20 protein-coding genes are annotated in these 22,058 nt (G+C 67.3%); 10 read left to right on the top strand and 10 right to left on the bottom strand.

What is annotated here, in order from left to right:
* Positions 1-33: 33 nt before the first annotated feature.
* Entirely contained in the window at positions 34-1,176 is a 1,143-nt protein-coding gene (locus tag KW845_RS07175; protein WP_218368442.1) for a mandelate racemase/muconate lactonizing enzyme family protein, read from the bottom strand.
* An 8-nt stretch (positions 1,177-1,184) separates the two neighbouring features.
* Positions 1,185-1,910 carry a GntR family transcriptional regulator gene (locus KW845_RS07170; RefSeq protein WP_218368441.1) on the bottom strand — a complete coding sequence of 242 codons (726 nt, stop codon included), beginning with the start codon at positions 1,908-1,910 and terminating at the stop codon, positions 1,185-1,187.
* A 92-nt stretch (positions 1,911-2,002) separates the two neighbouring features.
* On the opposite strand from KW845_RS07170, the gene KW845_RS07165 reads away from it, so the two are divergent.
* The 4 genes from KW845_RS07165 to KW845_RS07150 are packed head-to-tail and all read left to right on the top strand — an operon-like array spanning position 2,003 to position 6,249.
* Positions 2,003-2,770: an ABC transporter permease gene (locus tag KW845_RS07165; RefSeq protein WP_218368440.1), complete on the top strand. Its 768-nt coding sequence runs from the start codon at positions 2,003-2,005 to the stop codon at positions 2,768-2,770.
* On the top strand, positions 2,767-3,582 hold the full coding sequence (locus KW845_RS07160; protein WP_218368439.1) for an ABC transporter ATP-binding protein: 816 nt from the start codon (positions 2,767-2,769) through the stop codon (positions 3,580-3,582). Before KW845_RS07165 ends, KW845_RS07160 begins: the two co-directional genes overlap by 4 nt.
* 38 nt (positions 3,583-3,620) lie before the next feature.
* The gene (locus KW845_RS07155; protein ID WP_218368438.1) at positions 3,621-4,625 is read left to right on the top strand and encodes an ABC transporter substrate-binding protein; all 1,005 of its coding nucleotides are present in this window, start codon (positions 3,621-3,623) and stop codon (positions 4,623-4,625) included.
* Between the two features lie 19 nt (positions 4,626-4,644).
* A complete protein-coding gene (locus tag KW845_RS07150; RefSeq protein ID WP_218368437.1) occupies positions 4,645-6,249 on the top strand; it encodes a GMC family oxidoreductase in 1,605 nt (534 codons plus the stop codon).
* A gap of 22 nt (positions 6,250-6,271) precedes the next feature.
* Here the strand turns inward: KW845_RS07150 and KW845_RS07145 are convergent, their stop codons facing one another.
* From KW845_RS07145 to KW845_RS07130, 4 genes are all read right to left on the bottom strand, one after another.
* A complete protein-coding gene (locus KW845_RS07145; protein ID WP_218368436.1) occupies positions 6,272-7,045 on the bottom strand; it encodes an enoyl-CoA hydratase/isomerase family protein in 774 nt (257 codons plus the stop codon).
* Complete coding sequence (locus KW845_RS07140) at positions 7,042-8,226, bottom strand: CaiB/BaiF CoA-transferase family protein (RefSeq protein ID WP_218368435.1); 1,185 nt, start codon at positions 8,224-8,226, stop codon at positions 7,042-7,044. The genes KW845_RS07145 and KW845_RS07140 overlap by 4 nt, the downstream gene beginning before the upstream one ends.
* A 135-nt stretch (positions 8,227-8,361) precedes the next feature.
* Complete coding sequence (locus KW845_RS07135; RefSeq protein ID WP_218368434.1) at positions 8,362-9,123, bottom strand: IclR family transcriptional regulator; 762 nt, start codon at positions 9,121-9,123, stop codon at positions 8,362-8,364.
* A gap of 80 nt (positions 9,124-9,203) precedes the next feature.
* On the bottom strand, positions 9,204-10,208 hold the full coding sequence (locus KW845_RS07130) for a tripartite tricarboxylate transporter substrate binding protein (protein ID WP_218368433.1): 1,005 nt from the start codon (positions 10,206-10,208) through the stop codon (positions 9,204-9,206).
* A 244-nt stretch (positions 10,209-10,452) separates the two neighbouring features.
* Between KW845_RS07130 and KW845_RS07125 the strand changes: the two genes are divergently transcribed.
* A complete protein-coding gene (locus tag KW845_RS07125; RefSeq protein ID WP_218368432.1) occupies positions 10,453-12,198 on the top strand; it encodes an IlvD/Edd family dehydratase in 1,746 nt (581 codons plus the stop codon).
* 47 nt (positions 12,199-12,245) lie between these two features.
* Here the strand turns inward: KW845_RS07125 and KW845_RS07120 are convergent, their stop codons facing one another.
* Positions 12,246-13,163 carry a LysR family transcriptional regulator gene (locus KW845_RS07120; RefSeq protein ID WP_218368431.1) on the bottom strand — a complete coding sequence of 306 codons (918 nt, stop codon included), beginning with the start codon at positions 13,161-13,163 and terminating at the stop codon, positions 12,246-12,248.
* Positions 13,164-13,264: 101 nt separating this feature from the next.
* Between KW845_RS07120 and KW845_RS07115 the strand changes: the two genes are divergently transcribed.
* Positions 13,265-14,230, top strand: coding sequence for a 3-hydroxyacyl-CoA dehydrogenase family protein (locus KW845_RS07115; RefSeq protein WP_218368430.1), 966 nt, complete (start codon positions 13,265-13,267; stop codon positions 14,228-14,230).
* 19 nt (positions 14,231-14,249) lie between these two features.
* Here KW845_RS07115 and KW845_RS07110 read toward each other — a convergent pair whose 3' ends face one another.
* The 3 genes from KW845_RS07110 to KW845_RS07100 all read right to left on the bottom strand — a co-directional run bounded on the left by KW845_RS07110 (position 14,250) and on the right by KW845_RS07100 (position 17,362).
* A complete protein-coding gene (locus tag KW845_RS07110) occupies positions 14,250-14,690 on the bottom strand; it encodes a DNA-deoxyinosine glycosylase (protein WP_255592494.1) in 441 nt (146 codons plus the stop codon).
* An 83-nt stretch (positions 14,691-14,773) separates the two neighbouring features.
* Entirely contained in the window at positions 14,774-15,403 is a 630-nt protein-coding gene (locus KW845_RS07105; RefSeq protein WP_218368429.1) for a class I SAM-dependent methyltransferase, read from the bottom strand.
* A 102-nt stretch (positions 15,404-15,505) separates the two neighbouring features.
* Complete coding sequence (locus KW845_RS07100) at positions 15,506-17,362, bottom strand: phosphoenolpyruvate carboxykinase (GTP) (protein WP_218368428.1); 1,857 nt, start codon at positions 17,360-17,362, stop codon at positions 15,506-15,508.
* 299 nt (positions 17,363-17,661) lie between these two features.
* Here KW845_RS07100 and KW845_RS07095 point away from each other — a divergent pair, with 299 nt between their 5' ends.
* From KW845_RS07095 to KW845_RS07080, 4 genes are all read left to right on the top strand, one after another.
* Positions 17,662-19,083 (top strand): MATE family efflux transporter, encoded by a 1,422-nt coding sequence (locus KW845_RS07095; RefSeq protein ID WP_218368427.1) that lies wholly within the window; start codon positions 17,662-17,664, stop codon positions 19,081-19,083.
* A 70-nt stretch (positions 19,084-19,153) separates the two neighbouring features.
* Positions 19,154-20,416 carry a Zn-dependent hydrolase gene (locus KW845_RS07090; RefSeq protein WP_218368426.1) on the top strand — a complete coding sequence of 421 codons (1,263 nt, stop codon included), beginning with the start codon at positions 19,154-19,156 and terminating at the stop codon, positions 20,414-20,416.
* Between the two features lie 73 nt (positions 20,417-20,489).
* The gene (locus tag KW845_RS07085) at positions 20,490-20,825 is read left to right on the top strand and encodes a thioredoxin (RefSeq protein ID WP_218368650.1); all 336 of its coding nucleotides are present in this window, start codon (positions 20,490-20,492) and stop codon (positions 20,823-20,825) included.
* A 303-nt stretch (positions 20,826-21,128) separates the two neighbouring features.
* Entirely contained in the window at positions 21,129-22,034 is a 906-nt protein-coding gene (locus KW845_RS07080) for a DMT family transporter (RefSeq protein WP_218368425.1), read from the top strand.
* The last annotated feature ends 24 nt before the right edge of the window (positions 22,035-22,058 follow it).

Below are 22,058 nucleotides of genomic sequence, written 5' to 3'. Positions count from 1 at the left end.
TAGCACCTGGATTCCTATTGTCACCAAGGACAATCACCGACCGCAATACTCCCGCAGGGCAGCCAGATCAGGCTCGACCCCGATCCCCGGGTCGGTTCCCAGTTGCGCCACGCCATCTTCCAACTGCGACAAAGGCCCGCTAAGCAAGGTCCGTAGCGGATTGTCGTTGGAGTCGATCTCGAGCAGGCCTTTATGCCCGATGCCGTCGACCGCAGCCAGCAAATGGGCCGACGCCATCAATCCCACGCCCGCGCCCAGGTAATGCGGACAATAGCGCAACCCGGCGGCGCGCACCGCGCGTATCACCGGCAGGCAGCCCGAAATGCCGCCCCACTTGGCCAGGTCGGGCTGCACCACTTTCAGGAAACCGGCATCGATGGCGGACTGGAACGCCTCTGCGCCCAGGTAGTTCTCGCCCGCCGCCAGCGGCACGGGCGACTGGCGCGCCAAGGCCTGCCATTGCGCGTACGGCCGATCGGCCCGCAGCGGCTCTTCCAGCCAGGCGATATCCAGTTCGCCCATGGCGGCCGCCATCGTGGCGGCGCCGGCCGCGTCCCAGCCCTGGTTGGCGTCGGCCATCAACGGCACGCCCGGCCCCAGCAGTTGGCGCACTTGCCGCAAATTGCGCAAGTCGCGCTCGTGGCCGAAGCCCAGCTTCAGCTTGAAGGCACGATAACCTTCGCGGTGCTTTTGCTGCACCACATGCTCGGGCTCATCGGGATTGATGCCGCTGGCGTATACCTCGACCCGGTCGCTGGTGCCGCCCAGGTAGGCCCACAACGGCTGGCCGGCGCGGCGCGCGCACAAGTCCCACAGCGCCAGGTCGATGCCTGCAATGGCCTGCGCCATGGGCCCGGGTTCGCCGGACTGCAGCGCCAATACTTCGGTGGCTGCGGTCAGGTGCGCATAGGCCGCAGCGGGCCCGTCGTACGCGCGGCCCACCAGCAGCGGCCGCAGCACCGTGTCGACCAGGCGCGCCCGATGCTCGGCGCCGCAAGCTGGAAAATTGCACCACACTTCGCCCCAGCCATGCGCGCCATCGCGGTCTTGCACGCGCACGAATACCGCCGGGCGGTCGTGCATGATGCCGAACGAGGTGCGCACCGGGCGCTCGACGGGGTAGCGCAAGACATGCACGCTGACTTCGGCTGGATACACGCTGCTGGCATCGCCCATGGCAGTCCTCAAGGGATCAGGTTCATTTCGACATGGATGAAGTCGCCGCGGTACGAGACTTCGCTCAGGTAGATGACGCAGCCCTCGCCATCGACGAACACGCGACGCACTTCGGCAATGGGCGCGTTGACGGCCACCTGCAATTGCTGCGCCACTTCGGTATCGGCGGTGCCGATGGTCAGCGCCTGGCGCGCCTGGGCGATCTTCACGCCGGGCATGGACACCAGCAGCGGGATCACCGTTTCATTGCGAAAGCGCGCCGGGGCCTGCCGAAATACGTGCTCGGCCAGGTAGATGCTGATGACGCAATACGGCCGGCCTTCGCGTTCATGGATGCGGCGCATGAACACGTAACGCTCGGCCGGGATGCCGTCTTGCGCGGTCAGTGGCGCCGAATGAATGGATTCGTCGATGGTGACGATCTTGGGCCGGGTATCGCGATACACCTTGGCCAGTTCGGCCAGCGTGGTCTGCACGCGTAGCCAGCGGTCGTTGGGCGGCAGGCCGGTAACGAAAGTGCCGCGCCCCTGCTGCGGCGACACCAGCCCTTCGCGCGTCAGCACGTCAATGGCCTGGCGCACCGTGACCCGCGCCACGCCGAATTCGGCCACCAGTTCTTCCAGCGAAGGTACTTTCTGGCCTTGGTCCCAGACGCCGCGGGCGATGCGCTGGCGCATCAGGTCGGCCAGCTGCAGATAGCGTGGAATGGGACTGTCGTGGAAATTGATAGCCATAAACAAATAGCCATATATTGTTTGCTGAACGTATGGTCTACAGTACGATTTGACCATTAAAAGGTCAAGCGCCTTCGAATGGAGGAGACATCTTGCGTAACCGCTCCTTGCCACAACGCGCGGCATTGATCGCCGCCCCATGGGTACTCATCGTGCTGGCATGGTATGCCGTGCGTGCCAGCGGGTTGGTCAGCCCCGCCCTGGTGCCCAGCCCGCACGAAGTACTGGCCAAGTTCATGGCGCTGATGCAGACGCGGTTGCCACATGACATCCTGATGTCGACCCAGCGCGTGGTGATCGGCGTGGTGCTGGGCATCGTGCTGGCAGTGCCGGTGGGTTTCGTGCTGGGCTGGTACAAGAGCGTGCGCAGCTTCGTGGACCCGGTCATCAATTTCTTTCGCGCCCTGCCCCCCATTGCGCTGATCCCGTTGGTGATCGTGTATTTCGGCATCGGCGAATCGGCCAAGATCGCCATCCTGTTCTACGCCTCGTTCTTTGCGGGCGTGATCGTCATGTACGAAGGCATCGCGCAGATCAACCCGATCTTCGTGCGCGTATCGCGCACCCTGGGGGCCAGCGACGGCGAGATATTCCGCAAGGTGATCGTGCCGCTTACCATCCCCCACATGCTGACCGCGCTGCGCGTGGCGCTGGGCGTGGCCTGGGCCACGCTGGTGGCCTCGGAGCTGATCGCCGCCCAGCAAGGCCTGGGCGCGCTGATCCAGGATGCGTCGTCGTTCTTCCAGCTCGACATCATTTACGTGGGCATCATCTGCATCGGCCTGATCGCCCTGGTCATGGACCTGATCCTGCGCGCCGCGGCGCGCCGCCTGGTGGCCTGGCAGGAGCGCATCGCATGAGTGCCGACAGTTCCGCCCGCATCCGCTTTCGCAACGTCACGGTGGACTACCCCACGGCCAATGGGCCGATGCGGGTGCTCGATGCCATCGACTACGAAATCCGCCAGGGCGAATTCGTATCGGTGATCGGGCCATCGGGCTGCGGCAAGACCACCATGATGAACATCGTGGCAGGTTTTGTGCAACCCACGCAGGGCGAGGTGCTGCTCGACGGAAAGCCCATCACGGGCCCCGGCCCCGACCGCGGCGTGATCTTCCAGGAATACGGCGTGTTTCCGTGGCTGACGGTCAAGGAAAACATCGCTTTCGGGCTGACGCTGCGGGCCAATCGGGTCGGCCGCGCCGAACGCGATGAGATCTGCCAGCGCTACATGACGCTGATGGGGCTGGCCGACTTTGCCCATCATCATCCCAAGCACTTGTCGGGCGGCATGCGCCAGCGGCTGGCGCTGGCGCGCGCCTACGCGGTCAAGCCGCAGTTCCTGCTGATGGACGAACCCTTCGGCGCGCTGGACGCCCAGACGCGCTCGGCCATGCAAGACCTGCTGCTGCAAGTGCTGCTGGCCGAAGACAAGACCGTCATGCTGATCACCCACTCGGTGGAAGAAGCAATTTATCTATCGTCGCGCATCGTGGTGGTGACGGCGCGCCCGGCGCGCATCCGCACCGTCATCGACGTGCCGTTCGGTTATCCGCGCGCCGAGAACCTGCATGAAGATCCCCGTTTCGGCGAACTGCGTTCGCAGATCCGCAGCCTGGTCATGGAGGAATATGCCAGGCAAGCCAACCAGGCCGTGCGCCTGGCCAATTAGTCGTTGCCCTTTATCCCCGCAAGAAAGGAACCCGCACCATGAATCCGCAGCGCAGAACCCTATTGAAGACCGGCGCCCTGGCGGCTGCCATGTCGGGCATCGGCATGCCCCTGCTGGCGCATGCCGCCCAGAAAGTGCGCGTGGGCTACTTGCACACGCCCGCCGTGGACGGCCAGATCTGGACAGGCCTGGAGACCGGCGCATTCGCCGACCAGGGCCTGGACTTGCAGATGATCAAGTTCACCACCGGCCTGGAACTGTTCCAGGCCATGATAGGCGGCAGCCTCGACGTGCTGTCCACGGGTGCGGTGGTGTCGAACTTCCCGGCGCGCGGCCAGGGCAAGGTGTTCCTGCTGAACAACGTGGAATATGCCACGGCCCAACTGTGGGTGCGCGAGGATGCCGGCATCAAGACCGCCGCCGACCTGAAAGGCAAGAAGATATCGACGACTGCGGGCACCACGGCGCACGTGTTCCTGGACCGCGTGCTGAAAGACGCCAAGCTGCAGGAAGGCAAGGATGTGCAGATCGTCAACCAGCGCATGACCGAGGCGGTGACCTCGTTCATCTCGGGGGCAGTGCCGGCCGTGGCGCTGTGGGTGCCCTTCGATGTGACCGTCAAGCAAAAGGTCGAGGGCGCGCGCATGCTGGTCGACGCCTCGGCCTTCTACCCCGAGGCGGCCATCGTGGGTGGCTGGGCCGCGCGCAACGATTATTACGAGCAGAATCCGAAGTTGGTCCAGGCGCTGATCAAGGGCTGGGTCACTGCGAACGACCACCTTCTGTCGCATACGGACGAAGCGGTGGCCGTCCTGCAGAAGAAGCACTATCCCGAAGTGCCGCTGGCCGCCCTGAAAGACCAGTTCAAGGCATCGAAGTACTTCACCTCGGCCGAATGGCGCGGCAAGTATGCCGATGGCACCGTCACCAACTGGCTGCAGCAGGTCACCGACTTCTTCGTGCAGACGGCCAACATTGCCAACCCCGTGCCGGCCAGCACCTACTTCGATCCCAAGCCGTACCTGGACATCGTCAAGGCCTGATCCCGCCCGCCGCGCCCCCATGACTTCCGGCTACGACTACATCATCATCGGCGCGGGCTCGGCTGGCTGCGTGCTGGCCAACCGCCTGAGCGCCGATCCCGCCTGCCGCGTGCTGCTGCTGGAAGCGGGCGGCGCCGACCGGGGGTTCTGGCTGAAGTTGCCGGTGGGGTATTTCCGTTCGATCTACGATCCGCGCTATTCGTGGCAGTTTGCCGTAGAGCCGCAGGCCGAGACCGGCAACCGCGCCATTGTCTGGCCGCGCGGCCGCGTACTGGGCGGGTCGAGCTCGATCAATGGCCTGATCTACATCCGCGGCCAGCATGCCGATTACGACGACTGGGCCCGCCTGGGCGCGACCGGCTGGGGCTATCGCGACGTGCTGCCCGTTTTCAAGCAATCGGAATGCTATGCGGGCGGCGCCAACGACTATCACGGCGCCGGAGGCGAGCTGCATGTATCTGACCTGCGCAATGACCATCCGCTGTGCGACGCCTGGCTGCGCGCCGGCGCGCAAGCCGGCCTGCCGGCCAGCCCGGACTTCAACGGGGCGGTCGATAGCGGCCTGGGATGCTACCAGTTGACCTTGAAAGGCCGCTGGCGCGACAGTGCCGCCACGGCCTTCCTGCACCCGGTGCGCGCCCGCCCCAACCTGACCGTGATCACCGGGGCGCACGTCACCCGCCTGCTGATCGAGCGCGGCGCCTGCCATGGGGTCGCCTGGCTGCAGGACGGCCAGCGCAAGCGCGCGCAGGCGGCCTGCGAAGTCATCCTGGCCGCCGGCGCACTGCAATCGCCGCAGTTGCTGCAGTTGTCGGGCGTCGGGCCGGCCGCCCTGCTGCGCAATCACCGCATCACCGTGCAGGTCGACGCGCCGGAAGTCGGCCGCAACCTGCAAGACCATTACCAGGCCCGCGTCATTGTGCGCGTGAAGAACAAGCTGTCGCTCAACGACGACGTGCGCAATCCGCTGAAGCTGGCGCGCATGGGCGCGCGCTGGCTGTTCGGCCAGGACGGCCCCCTGACCGTGGGCGCCGGCCAGGTAGGCGGCATGGTGTGCACGGAACATGCGCGCAATGGCCGCGCCGATGTGCTGTTCAACGTGATGCCGTTGTCGGTGGACAAGCCCGGCGACGCGCTGCATCCGTTCTCGGGATTCTCGGCATCGGCCACCCAGTGCCGGCCCGATTCGCGTGGCACGGTCGAGATCCGTTCGGCCGACCCGCTGCAGCCGCCGCGCATCGTGTCCAACTACCTGACCGAGTCACGGGATATCAAGGTGCTGGTGGCCGGGCTGCGCATGCTGCGCGACATCCACCGCCAGCCCGCCTTCCGCAAATACATTGCCGGCCCGGAATACATGCCGGGCGAGGCCCTGCGCAGCGACCAGGAACTGGCCGACTTTGCGCGCCAGCGCGGCGGCACGGTATTCCATGTGTCGGGTACCTGCCGCATGGGCAGCGACGCGGACGCGGTCGTCGACCCGGCGCTGCGCGTGCAGGGAGTCGACCGCCTGCGCGTCATCGATGCGTCTGTCATGCCGGCGATGGTCTCGGCCAACACCAACGCGGCCACGGTGCTTATCGGCGAGAAAGGCGCGCAACTGGTGCGGCAGGGCCGCGGCTAGCCCGCGGCGGGCACGGTTCGCGCTATTTGCGCAACTGCGCCGCACGGTAGGCGGCAATGCGGTCGCGCAGGCCCGGCCGCGCGGCCGAACGCACCAGCCGCGCCAGGTCGTGCGCGTCGCCGTCATCGCCGCGCGGACGACGCACGGCGCCGATCGCCAGATGGATGGCGCGGCCGGTCTCCGGATCCAGGCGTTGCGTGCGGGCCTTCAGTTCGTTGCGGGCGGCATCCAGCCCAGCCTCGTCCAGCAGCCGCGTTGCCAGGCCGGCTTGCAGCGCCGCCGCACCATCGACCGGCACGCCGCCTTCGACCCAGGCACTGGCGTGCGCCGGGCCGACCCGGTCGGCCAACCGCGCGGTGCCCAGCACCAGGCCAAACGCCGCCCCTGGAAAAGCAAACGACGCCTGGCCTGCCACCCAGCGTTCGGCGCAAGCGCAGAACAGGTCCGCGCCCGCCCCCATGGTGCGCCCGTGGGCAATGGCCAGGGTCATGAAGGGCGCGGCATGCAAGGCCTGCAACAGCAATTCGACATCGACGAAACGCGCCAGCAGCGTCTGGTCGGTTTCGCGGTCCAGGTCCGACAGGTCGAAGCCCGTGCAGAAGTGCCGGCCGGCCCCTTCCAGGATCAGCAGGCGCACGCCGCCGTCGGCGCTCGCGGCACCGACCGCGGCGCCCAGCGCCTGCACCAGCTCGGCCGACAAGGCATTGCCTTTATCGGGCCGGCACAGCGTCAGGGTCCATACCGCGCCGTCGCGCGCCACTTGCAGCGCGGCGCCGGTATCCGGGGCGCCCGTCATGCCTGTTCCGGCCGGCCGGCGCCCTGGGCGTAGGCCGCGCGCACTTCGGCGGTGTGTTCCCCCAGCGCCGGCGGCGCGCGCCGAATGGGAAAGCCCTGCCCGTTCATGCGGATGGGCGAGACGAAGGTATGCGTCTGCGCCCCGCCGGGCAGCGTCAGCGGCTGCACCCATTGCATATGCACGGTCTGCGGGTCGGCCAGCGCGGCGGCGTAGTCATTGATGCGCGCATGCGGCACGCCAGCCTGCATGAAAGCATCGATCCAGTGGTCTACCGGACGGGTGGTGAACGCCTGTTCCAGCAGGTCGCGCAGCGCCTCTTGGTGGCGGGCGCGATCGCTGGTGGTGCCAAAGCGCGCATCCTGCGCCAGGCCGGGCATGCCAACCACGTCACAGACGGACAGCCACAGCTTCTGGTTGCCGGCGGCGATGGCGAAGTATCCATCGGCCGCGCGAAACGCCTGGTATGGCGCGTTGCGTGGATGGGCCGAGCCCAGCTTGGCCGGGCTGCGGCCATTGCCGAAGTATTCGCTGGTCTGCAACGCGGCCACGCCCAGCGTGCAGCCGAACATGGGCACGTCGATATGCGCGCCCTGCCCGCCAGCCCGCACGCTGGCCAGCGCCGCGGCAATGGAATAAGCCGCGTACAGTCCCGAGGCGAAATCCGACAGCGGCACGCCGCACTTGACCGGTGCGCCGCCGGCTTCGCCGGTGACGCTCATCACGCCCGCGGCGGCCTGGATGGTCAGGTCGAAACCGCCCTCGGACGAGCGCGGCCCCGACTGCCCGTAGGCCGAGATCGAGCAATACAGCAAGCGCGGATGCTCGTCGGCAAAACTGGCATAGCCCAGCCCCAGGCGATCCATGACGCCAGGGCGATTGTTCTCGACCACCACATCGGCATCCAGCATCAATTGCCGCGCCAGCGCCTGGTCGGCCGGCGCCTTCAGGTCCAGCACCACGGAACGCTTGTTGCGGTTGAGCGAAGCGAAATTCTCGCTGTAGCCCTCGGACAGCGGCGGCCATAGTCTCAGGCCGTCGCCTGTGGGTGGCTCGACCTTGATCACGTCGGCGCCCATGTCGGCCAGCAACAAGGCGGCGAACGGGCCGGCCGCGGTAGAGCAGAACTCGACCACGCGCACGCCCGCCAGGGGCTGCGCGGCGGGGAAATCGGAATGGGACATAGTGTTCGCGGGAATGGCCGGAAAAGGCGCCATGGTAGGCGAATTACGTTTTAGATAACAAAAGTTCCATATACCGGAACAGAGGCAGGAACAGGGACAGGAATCCGAACCGGCACCGGCTGCGCCCGATACCGCCTAGTGGCTCCAGGCCGGCTGGCGCCATCCCAGGTTGGCCGATACCTGCGCGGCCGCATCGGCCACGCAACCGGCGAATTCCTTGATCCGCGCGGGCTTGAAACGCTCGCGCGGCCCGGACAGTCCCAGCGCCGCCACGATCCGGCCGCTGGCATCGCGGATCGGCGCCGCCACGCCATAGACGTTTTCATTCCATTCGCCGCGATTGACGGCATAGCCCTGCGCGCGCACCCGCCGCATTTCCCGCAGGAACCTGGCCGGGTCGGTGTGCGTGCGCACCGTGTAGGGATGCAGTTCCCGCGCTACGCGCTGCAGCACCGGTTCGGCGCGAAACGCCAGCATGGCCTTGCCGGTGGCCACGCAGTAGGCCTGCGCGCGTCCGCCGATCTGGGTATAGGCCCGCACCGGATTGGGGCTGTCGAGCTTGTGCACGTACACCACTTCCATGCCGTCCAGTACCGACAAGTGCACGGTTTCCCGGGTGTGGTCGAGCAGCGCTTCCATGATGTGCTCGGCATGCGTGCGCAGGTCCAGCTTGCCCAGCACCGCCGAACCCAGTTCCCACAGCTTGATGGAACCCACATAGCGCCCCGTGCCTTCGTCGCGTACCACATAGCGCGTCTCGAGCAGGGCCTGCAGCAGCCGGTGCACATTGCTCTTGGCCAGGCCCGACGCCACGGCGATCTCGGTCAGGGCCAGCGGCCGTTCGCTGTGGGCCAGCAGCTCGATGATCGCCAGGCCCTTGAGCAAGGTGTTGTTCATCTGTGCGCCGCCCTGTTCCGTAATGTGCCATCGTGGCCGCACATTGTAGAACCGGGCGGCGCGCTGCCGCCCTGCGGGTATTACTCGGGCTTGACGTCGGCGTCCTTGATGACCTTGGCCCACTTGGCGCGCTCGGCCGCGATGCGCGCGGCGGCATCAGCCGGCGTGGTCCAGGTTGCCACGGCCCCCTGGTTCAGCAGCGCCGCGCGGACCTCGGGCTTGGCCACGATCTGCTTGAGCGCGCTGTTGAGTTTATCCAGCACCGGAGCCGGCGTGCCGGCCGGCGCCACGATGCCGAACATGGAACTGACCTGGAAATTGGCCAGCCCCGCTTCCGCCGTGGTGGGCACGTCGGGCAAGGCTTCGGCACGCTGGTCCGAGGTCACGGCCAATGCGCGCAGCTTGCCTGCCTTCACGTGCCCCTGGGCCGCCGGCACCGTCTCGATCATGCTAAGCACCTGTCCGCCCATCAGGTCGGTCATGGCCGGACCGCTGCCCTTGTAGGGCACATGCAGCACATCCACGCCCGCCATGCTCTTGAACATTTCGGCAGCCAGGTGCTGGGGCGAGCCGTTGCCGGCCGACGCCATGGTCAGGTAGCCCGGACGCGCCTTGGCCAGCGCGATGAATTCCTGCAGCGACTTGGCCTGCACCGACGGATGCACCACGAACACCAGGGGCACCGTGCCCACGATGGACACCGGGGCAAAGCTTTTCTCGATGTCGTAGGGCACCTTGCCCTTGTAGAGCTCGGCGTTGATCGAATGGCTGGTCAGCGCGCCCATCAGCAAGGTGTAGCCATCGGGATCGGACTTCGCCACCTGGTCGGCGCCGATATTGCCGGCCGCGCCGGCGCGGTTCTCGACCACGAACTGCTGGCCCAGCGAGTTCGACAATTCCTGGGCCAATACCCGGCCGATGACATCGGTGGCGCCGCCGGGCGGATACGGCACCACCAGCCGTACCGCGCGCTCGGGGTACGCGGCTGCCGCGGGTGCTGCGTGCAAGGCAAAGCCGGCGCACAATGCCAGGGCGGACGCCAGGAAGGCGCGGCGCGCCGGCGTGGTCTTGCTGAAGGGATACATGCATGTCTCCTGGCCGGGATGGTTATTCGGATCAATCTGGCGCCCGGCTCGTCGTGCCGCACAGAGTGTAGGGGGTGCATCTTGATAGAAGAATCAGTACTTTTCTATTGAACGATCTGTTTTCGTGATCAATAGAAAAGCCATCCGGCACGGGATGACAGGCGCGGAACCCCGCACTTGCACGCCGATACGCGCGCCGGATATGATGCGCCCGTACATTATCAATAATATTATTGGAATTTCAATGGCTGCCAAGAAATCTCCTTCCGCGCCGGCCAGCGGCCTGAGCAAAGGTCTGACCAACTACGGCGATACCGGCTTCTCGCTATTCCTGCGCAAGGCCTTCATCAAGGGCGCCGGGTATACCGACGACGCGCTGTCGCGCCCCGTGATCGGCATCGTCAACACCGGCAGCAGCTACAACCCCTGCCACGGCAATGCGCCGCAACTGATCGACGCGGTCAAGCGCGGCGTCATGCTGGCCGGCGGGCTGCCGGTGGACTTTCCCACCATTTCGGTGCACGAGAGTTTTTCCCAGCCCACCAGCATGTACCTGCGCAACCTGATGTCGATGGACACCGAGGAAATGATCCGCGCGCAGCCCATGGATGCCGTGGTGCTGATCGGAGGGTGCGACAAGACCGTGCCGGCGCAGTTGATGGGTGCCGCCTCGGCCGGCGTGCCCGCCATCGAACTGGTGACCGGCGCCATGCTGACGGGCTCGCATCGCGGCGAACGCGTGGGTGCCTGTACCGATTGCCGCCGCTACTGGGGCCGCTTTCGCGCCCAGGAAATCGACTCGGCCGAAATCGCCGACGTCAACAACCAGTTGGTGGCCAGCGTAGGCACCTGCTCGGTCATGGGCACGGCCAGCACCATGGCCTGCCTGGCCGAAGCGCTGGGCATCATGGTATTTGGCGGCGCGTCGGCGCCAGCGGTCACGGCCGACCGGGTGCGCGTGGCCGAACGCACGGGCACCACGGCAGTCGCCATGGCGGCCAGCCGCCTGACGCCCGATCGCATCCTGACCGGCAAGGCCTTCGAGAACGCCTTGCGCGTACTACTGGCCATCGGCGGGTCCACCAACGGTATCGTGCACCTGACGGCCATGGCCGGCCGGCTGGGCATCGATATCGACCTGGCCGGCCTGGACCGTCTGAGCCGCGAAACGCCGGTGCTGGTAGACCTGAAACCGTCGGGCCAGCACTATATGGAAGACTTCCACAAGGCCGGCGGCATGCCCGCGCTGCTGCGCGAGCTGCGTCCGCTGCTGCACCTGGACACCCTGACCGTGTCAGGCCGCACGCTGGGCGAAGAACTGGACGCCGCCCCGGCGGCTTTCGTGCAAGACGTGATCCGGTCATTCGCCTCGCCCATCTATCCGGCCGGCGGCCTGGCGGTGCTGCGTGGCAACCTGGCGCCAGGCGGGGCCATCATCAAGCAGTCGGCCGCCAACCCAAAGCTGATGGAACATGAGGGCCGGGCCGTGGTGTTCGAGGATGCCGAGGACATGGCCCAGCGTATCGACGACGATGCGCTGGACGTGCGGGCCGACGACGTGCTGGTGCTCAAGCGCATCGGCCCCACGGGCGGCCCGGGCATGCCCGAGGCGGGATACATGCCGATTCCGCTCAAACTGGCACGCGCCGGGGTCAAGGATATGGTGCGTATTTCCGATGGCCGCATGAGCGGCACGGCGGCCGGCACCATCGTCCTGCACGTCACGCCGGAGGCCGCCGTGGGCGGACCGCTGGCCTACGTGCGCAACGGCGACCGCATCCGCCTGTCGGTGCAGCGGCGCGAGATCGCGCTGCTGGTCAGCGACGAGGAACTGGCGCAGCGCACTGCCGCCCAGCCAATCCAGCGCCCGCAAGGCGAGCGTGGATATCACAAGCTGTATTTGCAAAGCGTCACCCAGGCCGACCAGGGCGCCGATTTCGATTTCCTGCGTGCCCCGGCTGCGCGCGAAACCGTGCCGGGCAAGCCCTAGGGCCGACAGGGCCGGCGCCGTTGCGCCATGCCCCATGCCTTATGCCTCTACGTCGCCGGATGGCGCACCGCTGGCAGATGCGCGTGCAATACGTCCAGCAAGGCCGCGGCTGCCGGCGACAGGCTGCGGTGGCGGGCCGTGACCAGCCCGATCGAGCGTTCGGCCACTGGCGCCACCAGCGGCCGTTCGACTACGCCAGGGTGCGCCACCGCGTCTGACGCGATGGCCGGCAGGGCCGCCACCCCGAAGCCGCACTCCACCATTGCCATGATGGTGGTCAGGTGTTCGGCCTCGAAGGCCGGCTGGAAGCGGATGCGGTTCTGCAGGAAAGCCCATTCGGTGTACTGCCGCACGCTGCTGGGCTGCACCATCGACACGTGTGCTGCGTCCACCGTGTCCGCCCAGCGCAGGGGCCCCTTGCGACGCGCCAGCGCGTGGCCTTGCGGAATCAGCAGCAGGAAGCTGTCGGACAGCATGGGCACATAGTGCAGATCGGCCTGCTGTGGATCGGCCGCGGTAATGGCGAAATCCACCTCGCCCGCGCGCACCAGGTCGAAAGCCGGGCCCGACAAGGTATCGTGCACCTTCAGCACCACATGCGGGTGCGCCTGCCGGAAGGCCATCAACACGCGCGGCAGCAGGCGCGCGGCCACTGACGGCAAGGCCGCCACCGACACCGTGCCCCGCTCGGCGCTGGCGATGCCGCCCACCGCGTCGATGGCTTCGCGAAACGCCACCTGCAAATTGGCGGCCTGCCGCAGGAACACCTGCCCTGCCGCCGTCAGCCGCACGGTGCGGGTCGTGCGATCGAACAGGCGCACGCCCAAGGCGTCTTCAATGCGCAGCACCTGCGTGGACAGTGCCGATTGCGACAAATGCAGCTGCGCGGCAGCCTGCCGGAAATTCAGCGTGCGGCCCAGGACCAGCACGGTTTCGACATCGCGCATCGACAGGTTGATCTTCATTGCATTGATCTCGTTTATTGATCATTCTATCCAAAGAATCTGATTCATCAATCAAACTTCCTTCTCTACACTGGCGCCCATATTCCATCGAAGGAGACATCATGAGCACGACACAGCAACCCGCCCTGGCCGATCCGGCCTCGACCCACGCCGTGGTGGTGGGCGGCGGCACCATGGGCGCCGACGTGGCGGTCGTACTGGCGCGCGCCCTGTGCCGCACCACCGTGGTCGAACCCGACGCCACGCGCGCCGCGGCGCTGCCGGCGCGCGTGGCGGGCAGCCTGGCGGCCGGCGGATGCGCCGACGCCGCCGCCCGCGTGCAGGCCGCGGCCAACCTGGATGCCGTGGACTGGAACAGCGTGGGCCTGGTGATTGAGTGCATTCCCGAACGGCTGGACCTGAAGCAGGCCCTGTTCGCCGAACTCGAGCGCCGCGCCCCCGCCCATGCCATCCTGGCCAGCAACAGTTCCAGCTTTCCCATCAGCGCCATCGGCCAGGGCCTGGCCACGCGCGGGCGCATGCTGGGCCTGCATTTCTTCATGCCCGCGCACTTGGTGCCGCTGGTGGAAGTGGTGCTGTGCGAGGCCAGCGAAATGCCCTGCGCCGACGCGCTGATCGCCTTCATGCGCCGCTGCGGCATGGTGCCGGTGAAGGTGCGCAAGGACCTGCCCGGCTTCCTGGCCAACCGGCTGCAACATGCGCTGTCGCGCGAGGCCTTCGACCTGATCGACCGCGGCATCGCCTCGCCCGAAGATGTGGATGCAGCGGTGCGCTTTGGCTTCGGGTTCCGCTTTCTGGCCGCGGGGCCGGTCTTGCAGCGCGACCATGCCGGCATCGATGTGCACGCGGCGGCGGGCGCCACCATGTATCCGTCGTTCTGCAATAGCGACCACCCGGCACGCTGCCTGGCCGAGCGCGCTCAGGACGGCCGGCATGGCATGAAGACCGGCCAGGGCTTCTACGAATGGACGCCCGAGAGCATCGCGGCCGAACGGGCCCGCTATGACCGCCTGCTGCGCGCCGGACTGGCGCTGATCGCCGACGAATTGCCGCCCGTCGAACCCTGAAGGCAGCCCGCGCCGCCGGCTATGCGCCGGCCAGCGCCCGCTGCCAGGCCGCCGATTTGTCTTGCAGGCTCATGGCGGCATGGGCCGGGCTGGTCGATGGCAAGTCCAGGTATTGCAGGCGACCGCCGTCGACCAATCGCGGCAGCACGCGCCGCCGGTACAAGGCAGCCGCCTTGGCACCGTTGAAGTACACCCGCGCGATGCCGGGATGGGCGCGGAAGAAGGCATCGAAATCGTTCGGTTCGGCCGTGGCTTCGTCGATGTCGGCATCCAGGCTGCCGGCACGGTCGCAGGCCTGCAGCACATCCCATAATGCCACACCGGCGGCGGCCAGGGCCGCTACGCGCTCGGCATAGCCCGCGCCGGCATCGAAGCCGAACACGGCCGCGGCAATCGGCCAGAAGGCGTTGCGCGGATGCGCGTAGTACTGCTGCCGGCGCAGCGACGCCACGCCTGGCATCGAGCCCAGCACCAGGATGCGGGCGGCCGGCCCGGCCAGGGGCAAAAAGCCCCGGACACGCGGCGGCGCGGGATCGTTGCGCTTCAAGACCGGGGTCGCCAGACGCTGGCCAGCCAGGGTTGCTGGTCGCGCGGCAGGCCAGCGGGCCGGTAGTAGTGTTCCAGTTCGTCAAAGCCGGCCTGGTTCATCAGCACCCGCCAGGCGTCCAGGTCGTGATAGGCCCCGTAGCGGCCACGGTTCCAGCCCTCTTGGTTGTCGCCGCGCGGATTCGAGCAGAACAGCGCGCCGCCGCAACGCAGGGCGGCATGCAGTTGCCGCAGCACGCGCGGCAGTTCCTGGCTGGGCACATGAAAGAGCACCGCGTTGGCAAAAATGCCATCGAAGCGGCTGGCGGGCAGGTCCAGGTCGAGCAGGTCTTGCTGCCACACCTCGCAGCCCGACGCCTGGCGCGCCATGGCCACGAAGCGGGCGGCGCCATCCAGCCCCACCGCGCGATGGCCCAGCGCGGCAAAGGCCTGCAAGTCGCGGCCCGGGCCGCAGCCCAGGTCAAGGATGTCGTAGGGCGGCGCGCCACCCAAGTGGCGCAGCAGCGCGGCAATGTTCTGGCTGACGTCGTGGTCGCGCGTGCCGGCCGCGAAGCTGTCGGCGCGTTCGTTGTAGTGGGCCAGTGTCTGGCCGCTGATGTGGCGCAGGTCGTCGGGGTTGAGCGGCATGGCCTCAGGTGCTTGCAAAATGACGGGGCCGCAATATGGATATCCGAAACGCGCCAGGCACCCGCTGGGTGCCTGGCGCGCTGCCCGCATCGCGCGCCGGCCTCAAGCAGCCAGGCGGTTCTGGATGGAGGACTTCACATCCGGCAGTTCGCCCGGCAGGCGGTCGGCCAGTTGCTGGAACAACGTGTCGTGCAGCGCCAGTTCGTCGCGCCACGAGGCGACGTCCACCGAGATCACTTGCTGGAATTTATCGGGGCTGAATTCCAGACCCGTCCAGTCGATGTCCTGATAGGTGGGCGATACGCCGAACACTTGCTCGACACCATCGGCCGTGCCGTCGATGCGGCCCAGCATCCATTTCAGGACGCGCATGTTGTCGCCGAAGCCCGGCCACACGAACTTGCCATCGGGTCCCTTGCGGAACCAGTTGACGCAGTAGATGCGCGGCAGCACGGCGCCAGCGGCCTGCAGCCGCTGCCCCAGCTTCAGCCAGTGGCCGAAGTAGTCGCTCATGTTGTAGCCGCAGAACGGCAGCATGGCGAACGGGTCGCGGCGCACCACGCCCTGCTGGCCTGCCGCGGCAGCGGTGGTTTCAGAGCCCATGGTGGCGGCCATGTATACGCCTTCGACCCAGTTGCGGGCTTCGGTCACCAGCGGCACGGTGGTGGAACGGCGGCCGCCGAAGATGAACGCGTCGATGACCACGCCTGCGGGGTTTTCCCATTCGGGGTCGATGGACGGGCACTGCGCGGCCGGCGCGGTGAAGCGGGCGTTCGGGTGCGCCGCCTTGCGGCCGGTTTCCTTGGCGGACTGCGGGGTCCAGTCCTGGCCCTGCCAGTCGACCAGGTGATCGGGCGCGGTATCGGTCATGCCTTCCCACCAGACATCGCCGTCATCGGTCAGCGCGACGTTGGTGAAAATGACATTGGCCTTCAAGGTGGCCATGGCGTTGAAATTGGTTTTCTCGCTGGTGCCCGGGGCCACGCCAAAATAGCCGGCCTCGGGGTTGATGGCGCGCAGGCGGCCATCGGCGCCCGGCTTGATCCAGGCGATGTCATCGCCCACGGTGGAAACCTTCCAGCCATCCATGCCCTGGGGCGGGATCAGCATGGCGAAGTTGGTCTTGCCGCAAGCCGACGGGAAGGCCGCGGCCACGTGGTACTTGCGGCCCTTGGGCGAGGTAACGCCCAGGATCAGCATGTGCTCGGCCAGCCAGCCCTGGTCGCGGCCCATGGTCGAGGCGATGCGCAGCGCGAAGCACTTCTTGCCCAGCAGCGCATTGCCGCCGTAGCCCGAGCCGAAGCTCCAGATTTCGCGGGATTCGGGGTAGTGAACGATGTACTTGGTGGGGTTGCAGGGCCACACCACATCGGCCTGGCCCGCGGCCAGCGGCGCGCCCACGCTATGCACGCAGGGCACGAACTCGCCTTCGGCGCCCAGCACATCGAACACCGCGCGGCCCATGCGGGTCATGATGCGCATGTTCACCACCACATAGGGGCTGTCCGAGAGCTCGACGCCGATGTGGGCGATATCGGAGCCCAGCGGCCCCATCGAGAACGGCACCACGTACATGGTGCGCCCGCGCATGGCCCCGTCGAACAGGCCATCCAGGGTGGCGCGCATTTCGGCAGGATCGGCCCAGTTGTTGGTGGGGCCGGCGTCCTCGGCGCGTTCGGAGCAGATGAAAGTACGGTCCTCGACCCGCGCGACATCGGAAGGGTCGGACCATGCCAGGTACGAATTGGGGCGCTTGGCCGGATTCAGCCGGCGCAGCATGCCCGACTGGACCATCTGTTCGCACAGGCGATCGTATTCTTCTTGGGATCCGTCACACCAGACTACGTTATCGGGCTTGGTCAGCGCGGCTACGCGCGCGACCCACTCGATCAGCCCCTGGTGCTTGACGTATGCGGGAACATTGAGCGAAGCGATCCCTCCGTCGAACGGTTTATTCATCGGGCCCATCTCCTAAGGGTAAAAGACCATGCGGGCCCGCAAGGGACCCGCATTGTTTGTTGAATCAGTGGCGTCATATTACTTGCCTACGTGCCGTCCTTGCCAATCTACGGCGCAAGGAATGAAACATCGTATGTCTGCTGCGTCCCTATAAACAGCGGGGCCAGGCGAGCGGGGACGGCTTGCGGCCTTGCCCTCCGGCCGCACCAGGCCTGGGAATTTCCCCCGGAGCACCCGGGGGAAATTCAGGGAAAACCCCAGGCAGGGCTTATCATGCCGCCTTGACGCCGGGAAACCCAATGTCGTACATCATTGCCGCCCGCGCGGCCTGGACGCGGGAAATTCGCGCCACCCTGGCGCTGAGCCTGCCTCTTGTCCTGACCAGCCTGGCGCAGATCGCCATGACCGCCACCGATGTGATCTTCATCGGACGGCTGGGGTCGCACGCCCTGGCCGCCAGCGCCCTGGGCGCCAACCTGTATGCGGCTTTCGCATTCTTTTCACTGGGCCTGGTTACCGCCACGGCGCCCATGGTGGCGCGCGAACTGGGCTCACGCCGCCATTCGGTACGCGATGTGCGCCGCACCGTGGCACAGGGGCTATGGACGGCCGTCATTATTTCCGTGCCCGGCTGCCTGGCGCTGTGGCACGGCGAGGCCATTCTGCTGGCCATCCGCCAGCCGCCCGAACTGGCCGCGCAGGCAGCCGTTTATTTGCGCGCCCTGCTCTGGGCGCTGCCGTCCTTCCTGGGATTCCTGGTGCTGCGCTCGTTCGTGGCCGCATTGCAGCGGCCGCGCTCGGCACTATGGGTGGCCCTGGCGGGCATCCTGTTCAACGCCCTGGCCGATTGGGTACTGGTGTTCGGCAACCTGGGCTTTCCCCAAATGGGCTTGGCCGGCGCGGGCATCGCCAGCGCGGCGGCCAGCCTGTTCCTGTTCCTGGGCATGATTGTCGTCGTCACCTGCGAGCGCCGCTTTCGCCGCTACCGCTTGTTCAGCCGGGCCTGGCAGCCCGACTGGCACAGGCTGGTGGCCTTATGGAAACTCGGCCTGCCGATCGCGGCGGCCACGGCCTTCGAGGTCACGATCTTCAACGCGGCGGCCTTCCTGATGGGCTGGCTGGGCGAGGCGGAACTGGCCGCGCATGCGGTGGCCATCCAGATCGCCAGCATCAGTTTCATGGTGCCCTACGGCATTGCCCAGGCCGCCACCGTACGCGTGGGACATGCCTACGGCGCCCGCGATGCGGCCGCCATCCAGCGCGCCGGCTGGACCGCGTACGCGCTGGGCGTGGGATCGATGCTGATCGCGGCCATGCTGATGATCACCGTGCCGCACTGGCTGCTGGCCGCGTTCTTCGATGTGCACGCCCCCGCCAATGCGTCGTTGCTGGCCCTGGCCTCGTCGTACCTGGCCGTGGCTGCGGTGTTCCAGATCGTCGATGGTGCGCAGGTCATGGGGGCCGGCATGCTGCGCGGCCTGCATGACACGCGCGTTCCCATGGTCTACGCAGCCATTGGCTATTGGGGCCTGGGCCTGCCGGCCGGCGCCGCGCTGGCCTTCTGGGCGGGCTGGCGCGGCGCGGGCATCTGGAGCGGCCTGGCAATCGGGCTGGGCGTGGTGGCCGTGCTGATGACGCGCCGCTGGCTGCGTCGCGAACGCGACGGGCTGGCTCCGCCACTGCCGCCGACGATCCGGTCACCGGACGCGGCCATGCCATAATCGCCGCAGGCGTTGCGTGCCGTGCCCGCGGCACTGCCGTGCACGCCTGCAATGTTTATCCAGGATTTCTATGCCCCCCGTTTTCCCCCCCTTGAACACCGAACGCCTTTGGTCTCGCGTCGAAACGCTTGCCCGCTACACCCTGCCCGACGTCCCCTGGACACGCCGCGCTTTCTCGCCGCTGTTTGAACAGGCACGCGCCTGGCTGGCCCAGGAATTCGCCGACGCCGGCCTCGAGGTACATCTTGATGCCGGCGGCAACCTGGTGGGCCGGCGCGCCGGCCGCGACCCTGCGCGCAAACCCATCGTTACCGGTTCGCACTGCGACACCGTCATGAGCGGCGGCAGGTTCGACGGCATCATCGGCGTGCTGGCGGGCATCGAAGTGGCCCGTACCCTGCACGAACAGGGCATCGCGCTGGAGCACCCGTTCGAGGTCATCGACTTCCTGTCCGAAGAGCCCAGCGACTACGGCATATCGTGCGTGGGCAGCCGGGCCCTGTGCGGGCAACTGGACGCCGCCATGCTGGCGGCCCGCAATCCCCAGGGCGAATCGCTGGCCGACGGGCTGCGGCGCATCGGCGGCGATCCGGCCGCCTTGACGACGCCGCTGCGCGGCGCGGGCGACACGGCCGCGTTCGTGGAACTGCATATCGAGCAGGGCCCGGTGCTGGAAACCCGCCAGTTGCCCATCGGCGTGGTCACGCATATCGTGGGCATCCGCCGCGTGCTGATCACCGTACAGGGCCAGCCCGACCATGCCGGGACCACGCCCATGGACATCCGCCGCGATGCCCTGGTGGGCGCCGCCCGCGTGATCGACGCCGCCCACCGCCAGGCCAGCCACCTTAGCGGCAAGCCGCATTATGTGGTGGCCACCGTGGGCCGTATCGAGATCACGCCCAACGCCGCCAACGCCGTGCCGGGCCGCGCCGAGCTGATGCTGGAAGTGCGCAGCGACAGCGATGCCGTGCTGGATGCCTTTCCCGAAACCCTGATGGCCGGCCTGGCCGACGACCTTGCAGCGCTGCGCCTGGCCGCCACCGTGGCGCCGGTCAGCCGCGCCCATCCCACCGCGTGCTCGCCGCTGGTCATGCAGGCCATCGAAGCGGCGGCCGGCCGCCTGGGCTATGCCTCGATGCCACTGCCCAGCGGCGCCGGCCACGATGCGGTGTACATGGCGCCCACCGGCCCTATCGGCATGGTGTTCATCCCGTGCCTGGGCGGACGCAGCCATTGCCCCGAGGAATGGATCGAGCCCGCGCAGTTGCTCGATGGCACGCGCGTGCTGTACGAAACCGTGCTCGAACTCGACCGCAACCTGGCGCGCTGAACGTGCGCGGCGCCCCGCGCGGGCGCCGCCGAATGCGCTATTGTCCGTACTTCCCCAGCCACCGCCCATCCGCATGCAGCAGATCGAACTGACCGACAGCACCGCCGACCGCTATCTGCTCGATGCCCCGGGCCTGTCGTTGCTGGCTTTCCATAGCCGCACCTGCGCCACCTGCAAGATCGCGCGCGAGCAACTGCCCTTGCTGGACCTGCCGGTCGAACGCCTGTGCTGGATCGATGCCGGCGACAACGGCGGACTGGTGGCGCGCTACGAGGTCTTCCATTTGCCTGCCCTGTTCCTGGCCCGGGACGGCGCCTTCTACGGCCCGGTCAATGCATCGCTGGCCGAATGGGACCTGCGCCAGCAGATCAGCCTGGCACTGGACAGCTATCCTGCCGAACTGCCCTGAAAGGCCCCACCCCCGAAGCGCTGCGCGCATCCACCTCGCGGCTGGCAGGCCGCTCGGATTCGCCAGGCAGGGAACAGTCCTCAAGGACTGTTCCCTGTCCGGGCTCATCCACCTCGCGGCTGGCAGGCTACTCGGATTCGCCAGGCAGGGGACAGTCCTCAAGGACTGTTCCATGTCCGGGCTCATCCACCTCGAGGGGGCGACGCTGGCGGACCGGCGAAGCCGGCTCCGCGGCGTCCCCGATCTCGTTGCGCCTGCTTCATGCGACATGGGTGGCCTGTAGCGCAATGGAATACTGACACCATGTTGCCCGCCGCTCGCCTGCCGCTGGATATCCGTGCCACCGGATTGATGTTGATGCTGTGCCTGTGCTGGGGGTTCCAGCAGATCGCCATCAAGCTGGTGGCCGCCGACATTTCGCCCACGCTGCAGATCGGCCTGCGTTCGGTTTTCGCCGCCGTGGTGCTGGCATGCATTGTGTTGCGCAAGGAAGGATGGGCGGTGTTCGCCGATGGCACGCTGGTGCCGGGCCTGGTGGCCGGCGCCTTGTTTGCCGCGGAGTTCTTGCTGGTGGCACAGGGCCTGCTGTACACCACCGCCTCGCATATGTCGGTGTTCCTGTACACGGCCCCGATCTTCACGGCGCTGGGCCTGCACTTCACCCTGCGCGAAGAACGCCTGCGACCCGCGCAATGGCTGGGTGTAGCCATCGCTTTTGCCGGCATCGCGCTGGCATTCCTGGGCCGCAGCCAGGAAGTCTCGGCGCCTGCGATGCTGCTGGGCGACCTGCTGGGCGTGCTGGCCGGCGCTGCCTGGGGCACCACCACTGTCGCCATCCGCAAGTCGCGGCTGTCTGAAGCGCCGCCCACCAAGACGCTGCTGTACCAGATGGTCGTGGCCGGCGTGGCGCTACCGCTATTCGCCTGGGCCACTGGCCAGGGCAACCCCGTGTTCTCGCCGCCGGCCCTGGCCAGCCTGGCCTTCCAGGCATTTGGGGTAGCCTTGTTCAGCCTGCTGGTCTGGTTCTGGCTGCTGCGCCGCTACCTGGCCACGCGCCTGTCCATCCTGTCGTTCATGACCCCGCTGTTCGGCGTGGCGTTCGGGGTGCTGATCCTGGACGAGCCGCTGGATGCGGCGTTCGTGGCGGGCGCGCTGATGGTGATGGTGGGGATACTGATCGTCATCGGCATACGGATGAAGGCGCCGTAGGCCGGGACGCCCGCGGTCCCGTCC

The sequence above is a fragment of the Bordetella sp. BOR01 genome, from assembly GCF_019218885.1.
Classification (GTDB): Bacteria; Pseudomonadota; Gammaproteobacteria; order Burkholderiales; family Burkholderiaceae_B; genus Bordetella_A.
This window is presented reverse-complemented; position numbering and strand designations above follow the sequence as displayed.

Coding starts and splice junctions, on each gene's coding strand:
- KW845_RS07105 (WP_218368429.1), bottom strand. CDS start 15,403: ATGCCGCTCAACCCCGACGACCTGCGCCACATCAGCGGCCAGACACTG.
- KW845_RS07080 (WP_218368425.1), top strand. CDS start 21,129: ATGTTGCCCGCCGCTCGCCTGCCGCTGGATATCCGTGCCACCGGATTG.
- KW845_RS07170 (WP_218368441.1), bottom strand. CDS start 1,910: ATGGCTATCAATTTCCACGACAGTCCCATTCCACGCTATCTGCAGCTG.
- KW845_RS07115 (WP_218368430.1), top strand. CDS start 13,265: ATGAGCACGACACAGCAACCCGCCCTGGCCGATCCGGCCTCGACCCAC.
- KW845_RS07140 (WP_218368435.1), bottom strand. CDS start 8,226: ATGTCCCATTCCGATTTCCCCGCCGCGCAGCCCCTGGCGGGCGTGCGC.
- KW845_RS07090 (WP_218368426.1), top strand. CDS start 19,154: ATGCCCCCCGTTTTCCCCCCCTTGAACACCGAACGCCTTTGGTCTCGC.
- KW845_RS07175 (WP_218368442.1), bottom strand. CDS start 1,176: ATGGGCGATGCCAGCAGCGTGTATCCAGCCGAAGTCAGCGTGCATGTC.
- KW845_RS07145 (WP_218368436.1), bottom strand. CDS start 7,045: ATGACGGGCGCCCCGGATACCGGCGCCGCGCTGCAAGTGGCGCGCGAC.
- KW845_RS07085 (WP_218368650.1), top strand. CDS start 20,490: ATGCAGCAGATCGAACTGACCGACAGCACCGCCGACCGCTATCTGCTC.
- KW845_RS07125 (WP_218368432.1), top strand. CDS start 10,453: ATGGCTGCCAAGAAATCTCCTTCCGCGCCGGCCAGCGGCCTGAGCAAA.
- KW845_RS07110 (WP_255592494.1), bottom strand. CDS start 14,690: ATGCCAGGCGTGGCGTCGCTGCGCCGGCAGCAGTACTACGCGCATCCG.
- KW845_RS07150 (WP_218368437.1), top strand. CDS start 4,645: ATGACTTCCGGCTACGACTACATCATCATCGGCGCGGGCTCGGCTGGC.
- KW845_RS07130 (WP_218368433.1), bottom strand. CDS start 10,208: ATGTATCCCTTCAGCAAGACCACGCCGGCGCGCCGCGCCTTCCTGGCG.
- KW845_RS07100 (WP_218368428.1), bottom strand. CDS start 17,362: ATGAATAAACCGTTCGACGGAGGGATCGCTTCGCTCAATGTTCCCGCA.
- KW845_RS07095 (WP_218368427.1), top strand. CDS start 17,662: ATGTCGTACATCATTGCCGCCCGCGCGGCCTGGACGCGGGAAATTCGC.
- KW845_RS07160 (WP_218368439.1), top strand. CDS start 2,767: ATGAGTGCCGACAGTTCCGCCCGCATCCGCTTTCGCAACGTCACGGTG.
- KW845_RS07135 (WP_218368434.1), bottom strand. CDS start 9,123: ATGAACAACACCTTGCTCAAGGGCCTGGCGATCATCGAGCTGCTGGCC.
- KW845_RS07155 (WP_218368438.1), top strand. CDS start 3,621: ATGAATCCGCAGCGCAGAACCCTATTGAAGACCGGCGCCCTGGCGGCT.
- KW845_RS07120 (WP_218368431.1), bottom strand. CDS start 13,163: ATGAAGATCAACCTGTCGATGCGCGATGTCGAAACCGTGCTGGTCCTG.